Raw genomic sequence first — 4,156 nt, 5'->3', positions numbered from 1 at the left:
CGGTCGCGGTCGAACATCCAGAGCGCGAGCCCCAGCGTCCACATATTCTTGCAGCGCAGCGCCTCCTTGTTGCCGAGGCCGAAGGGCTTCACCGCGTCCATGGTGAGCTGGCTGATGTTGAGTTTCAGAAGCTGCCATTTCGCAAGGCTGCCGTCATCGAGCGGGTTTGCCTCATATTTCGCCTTGGCGAGGTTGCGCTCGTTGAACTCGCCCTCGTCGGCGATGATCAGCCCACCCTGCTTCAGCTGCGGCACGTTGGTCTTGAGCGCCGCCGGGTTCATCGCGACGAGCACGTCGGGCGCATCGCCGGCGGTGTCGATCGCCGACGAACCGAAATTGATCTGGAAGGCCGAGACGCCGAACAGGGTGCCCTGCGGCGCCCGAATCTCGGCAGGAAAGTCGGGGAACGTCGCAAAGTCGTTGCCCGCGAGCGCCGACGAGAGGGTGAACTGACCGCCGGTCAGCTGCATCCCGTCGCCACTGTCGCCCGCAAATCTGACTACCACCGCATCCGAAAGGGGGGACTGCCGATCGTCGGCCCGGTCCTCTACCGCTGTCGCCATTTTTTCCTCTGCCTCGATTTTTTGCGAACCTGTGACAAGGGCGTAGGCCCCTCGGCGCCAAGCCGCAATTGAGAAAAAATTGTACGCCGCAAAGGGTGAAGCACAGGTGAGTTTCATTTCGGGATTGAATTTGCCCCGCGGATACCGAATAGCATGGCGAAAACAGCGACCAGGGAGAGACGCGAATGACCGACGGCACCACCCCCTTCACGCGCCCCGACGTGGCCGCCTTCCTTGCTTTCCTGAATGCGCAGGAGGGGCCGAAGATGGAGGATATGCCGCCCGAGGGCGGGCGCGAGATGTTCCGGGTGATGGGCCAGCTCGCCGACGTTCCGCGGGGCGAGATCGCGCATGTCGAGGACCGCAGAATTCCCGGACCCGCGGGCGATTTCGCCATTCGCATCTACGATAATCGTCCGGATCGCGAAGCCGGGCCGGTCATGGTCTTCTATCATGGCGGCGGCTGGGTGATCGGCGATCTCGATACCCACGATCCCTATTGTGCCGAGGCGGCGCGCCTGCTCGACATGCCCGTGATCGCGGTCGACTATCGTCTCGCGCCCGAACACCCCTTCCCCGCCGCGCCGATCGATTGCGAAGCGGCAACGCGCTGGGTCGCCGACAATATCCCGTGTACCGGGCTCGTACTCTCGGGCGAGAGCGCCGGCGGCAATCTGACGATCGCGACCGCGCTCACGCTGCGCGACAAGCCGGCATCGAAGCCCGTCATCGCGATCCACCCCATATATCCCGCGGTCACGACGCACGACGATTGGCAGAGCTATCGCGATTTCGGCGAGGGTCATCTGCTCACCAAGGGCAGCATGACCTGGTTCGGCAATCACTATGCCGCGGATCCCGCCGACTATCGCGCTTCGCCGCTTGATTTCCCGGCCGAGGGGCTGCCGCCGACGCTGCTGATCACCGCCGGTCTCGATCCTCTGCGCGATCAGGGCCGCGCCTATGCCGCAAAGCTTATCGAAGCGGGTGTGCCGACGACCTATCGCGAAGCCAAAGGCACGATCCACGGCTATATCAACCTGTCGCAGAGCATCCCGAGCGCTCGCGAAGATATTCGCGGGGCATTGACCGTATTGAAGGCGATCGTCGCCGAAGCTAACGGGGCGGCATGATCGATCACAGCAAACTCCCCTATCGTCCCTGCGCGGGCGTCATGCTCGCCAACCGCGACGGCCGCGTCTTCGTCGGGCAGCGCCTCGATACCACGACCGAAGCGTGGCAGATGCCGCAGGGCGGTATCGACGAGGGCGAAGACGCCGAACAGGCGGCGATCCGCGAGCTCGGCGAGGAAACGGGGGTACACGGCGGACTGGTGGAGATCATCGCGCGCAGCCGCGACGAATATTTCTACGACCTGCCCGACCACCTCATCGGCAAGATATGGGGCGGCAAATATCGCGGCCAACGCCAGCATTGGTTCCTGATGCGCTTCATGGGCGAAGACAGCGACGTCGACATTCACACCGCGCATCAGGAATTCCGCGCTTGGAAGTGGGCCGAACTGAACGAGATAGAGAAGCTGATCGTCCCGTTCAAGCGCGCGCTTTATCGCGGGCTGGTCGAGGAATTCGGCCCGCTCGTCTGATCCCGGAGCGCAATCGCCGCGCGGAACACGTCGGCGAACATCTCCGGCGTCAAGCGCCCGGTATTCGTGTTGTAGCGCGAGCAGTGATAGCTATCGACCAGATACCGACCGTCGGATAGCGCGTGGACAGCGCCATGCGCGAAGGGATGCGCCGCGAGGCGCTCACCCGCCGCACGCAAGGCCGCATCATGCGCGATCCGTCCCAGGGCGATGATCACGCGCACGTTCGGCAGGGTCGCAAGCTGCCTTTCGAAAAAGGGCCGGCAGTTCGCGATTTCCGACGGGATCGGCTTGTTCTGCGGCGGCAGGCATTTGACGCTGTTGACGATGATCGCACCCGTCAACGCAAGCCCGTCGTCGATGCGGGCGTCGTATCGCCCCTTGCTCAGACCGAATTCGGCAAGCGTCGCGAACAAGAGGTCGCCGGCATAGTCGCCGGTAAACGGCCTCCCCGTCCTGTTCGCGCCGTGCTTGCCCGGTGCGAGGCCCGCGAACGCCAGCCAGGCATCGGGATCGCCGAAGGCGTGGACCGGCGCGTTCCACCAGTCGGGATGTTCGGCCTGACATTCCCGTCGCAGCCCGACCAGCCGCGGGCAACGCGGGCAATCGCGCGGCGGCTCGGTTCCGGGCAATGGGCTGTCAATTTCCACATTTCTGCGATAGGCGCGCGGCCATGAGCAACGCAAGGCCGCTTCCCCTTTATGCCATCGGTCTCGGATCGAACCGGCGCCATGCGCGCCACGGCGACCCGCGTGCGGTGTTGCTCGCGGCGCTTGCGGCGCTGGAGAGCGACGACATCGAAGCCGTCGATGCGAGCCCGATCATCGCGAGCGACCCGATCGGCCCGTCGCGGCGCCGCTATGCCAATGCGGTCGCACTCGTCGCCTCCGAACTCAGCCCGCCCGAAATGCTCGAGCGATTGCAGGAAATCGAGGCGAGCTTCGGTCGCCGCACCGGTCAGCGCTGGAGCGCGCGCACGCTCGATCTCGACATATTGCTCTGGTCCGGCGGCGCTTGGTCCGACAGCGCGCTCACCATACCGCACCCCGCGATCGCCGAACGCGCCTTCGTCCTCGGCCCGCTCCGCGCGATCGTGCCCGCATGGCAGCATCCGTTGACCGGCCGCAGCATTCGCCAGCTCGCCGCGCGTCTGACGCGTCCGAAGCCGGTTGACCGGAAGGCATCGGCGCACTAGGGCGACGGCTCACTTCGCAAAGCCCGCTTCGGCAGGCCGCGTTGGGCCCTTAGCTCAGTCGGTAGAGCAACTGACTTTTAATCAGTAGGTCGCTGGTTCGAACCCAGCAGGGCTCACCACCTTCTTTCCGGGTGGGCGATCAAGCTGCGTAAAATCCTCTATTCATTGCGCGTGCCACAGCATTTCGCCTTTCGCGCGCAAGCCGCCCCCCCGGCGGATGACGGGTTCCGGCGCGACCGGCTACCAGCGCAGGAAACGGGGGAGGATCAAACGGCCGGCGACAGCCGAGAACAGCACCGCGCTTCCGTGCCAGAGCGCGATATGGACAACCTCGTCGCTGGAGCAGTGGAGCGCCACGATCGTCGCACCCGCCGCGCCCGCCGCGATGCCGATGACCCAGCCCGCGCGCGTCGGCGAAGTCGGTGCGCTCGCTCGAAGCCAGAAGAACAGCGCGGCACCGACGCCCAGCCCGGATACGAACCCCTGCACGAGGCAGCGAAGACCGAAACCGTGCCGCGCCGCCTCCATCGCGGCATGACCATCGGCGATGCAGGCGAACAGCGCCGCGAGCGGCAGCGACAGCGACGCCCCGACCGCCCAGCGCCAACCGCCATAATCGCGCCCGACGCCGGGCAGACCCATGCGGAGCGCGCTCCATGTCGCCGCGAGGCCTGTCGCGGCGGTGAGCCAGAAGGCGAGCATCGAGAGCGGCGGCATCCCGTGCACCGCCAGATCCTTGCGCATGCCGAACAGCCAGATGAGCGCAGCGGCACCGCCGACCCACCCCCCCGC

General features: G+C 65.7%; 6 protein-coding genes and 1 tRNA gene. 4 read left to right on the top strand and 3 right to left on the bottom strand.

Going from position 1 to position 4,156, the window contains the following annotated elements:
* On the bottom strand, window positions 1–563 hold a 563-nt coding region (locus tag JHC57_RS21490), incomplete at its 3' end, for a 2-oxoacid:acceptor oxidoreductase family protein (protein ID WP_294032619.1).
* Window positions 564–748: 185 nt separating this feature from the next.
* Here JHC57_RS21490 and JHC57_RS21485 point away from each other — a divergent pair.
* Window positions 749–1,696, top strand: a complete 948-nt coding sequence (locus tag JHC57_RS21485) for an alpha/beta hydrolase (RefSeq protein ID WP_294032618.1) — start codon at window positions 749–751, stop codon at window positions 1,694–1,696.
* Window positions 1,693–2,169 (top strand): RNA pyrophosphohydrolase, encoded by a 477-nt coding sequence (locus JHC57_RS21480; RefSeq protein WP_294032617.1) that lies wholly within the window; start codon window positions 1,693–1,695, stop codon window positions 2,167–2,169. The genes JHC57_RS21485 and JHC57_RS21480 overlap by 4 nt, the downstream gene beginning before the upstream one ends.
* On the opposite strand, the gene JHC57_RS21475 is transcribed toward JHC57_RS21480, so the two are convergent.
* Complete coding sequence (locus JHC57_RS21475; RefSeq protein WP_294032616.1) at window positions 2,130–2,819, bottom strand: uracil-DNA glycosylase; 690 nt, start codon at window positions 2,817–2,819, stop codon at window positions 2,130–2,132. The genes JHC57_RS21480 and JHC57_RS21475 overlap by 40 nt on opposite strands.
* A 23-nt stretch (window positions 2,820–2,842) precedes the next feature.
* On the opposite strand from JHC57_RS21475, the gene folK reads away from it, so the two are divergent.
* Both folK and JHC57_RS21465 read left to right on the top strand, forming a co-directional pair.
* Window positions 2,843–3,364, top strand: coding sequence for a 2-amino-4-hydroxy-6-hydroxymethyldihydropteridine diphosphokinase (gene folK / locus JHC57_RS21470; RefSeq protein WP_294032615.1), 522 nt, complete (start codon window positions 2,843–2,845; stop codon window positions 3,362–3,364).
* A 43-nt stretch (window positions 3,365–3,407) separates the two neighbouring features.
* Window positions 3,408–3,483, top strand: a tRNA-Lys gene (locus JHC57_RS21465).
* A gap of 121 nt (window positions 3,484–3,604) precedes the next feature.
* On the opposite strand, the gene JHC57_RS21460 is transcribed toward JHC57_RS21465, so the two are convergent.
* The coding region (locus JHC57_RS21460) for a DUF1109 domain-containing protein (protein WP_294032614.1) at window positions 3,605–4,156 on the bottom strand (552 nt) is incomplete at its 5' end.

It is taken from the genome of Sphingopyxis sp. (genome assembly GCF_016463645.1).
In the GTDB taxonomy this organism is placed as follows: domain Bacteria; phylum Pseudomonadota; class Alphaproteobacteria; order Sphingomonadales; family Sphingomonadaceae; genus Sphingopyxis.
Note: the sequence above shows the minus strand (reverse complement) of the source record. Positions and strands in the feature narration are given on the sequence as shown.

Bases quoted from the DNA above. Each gene is read 5' to 3' on its own strand.
- JHC57_RS21480 (WP_294032617.1), top strand. From the start codon at position 1,693: ATGATCGATCACAGCAAACTCCCCTATCGTCCCTGCGCGGGCGTCATG.
- folK (WP_294032615.1), top strand. From the start codon at position 2,843: ATGAGCAACGCAAGGCCGCTTCCCCTTTATGCCATCGGTCTCGGATCG.
- JHC57_RS21485 (WP_294032618.1), top strand. From the start codon at position 749: ATGACCGACGGCACCACCCCCTTCACGCGCCCCGACGTGGCCGCCTTC.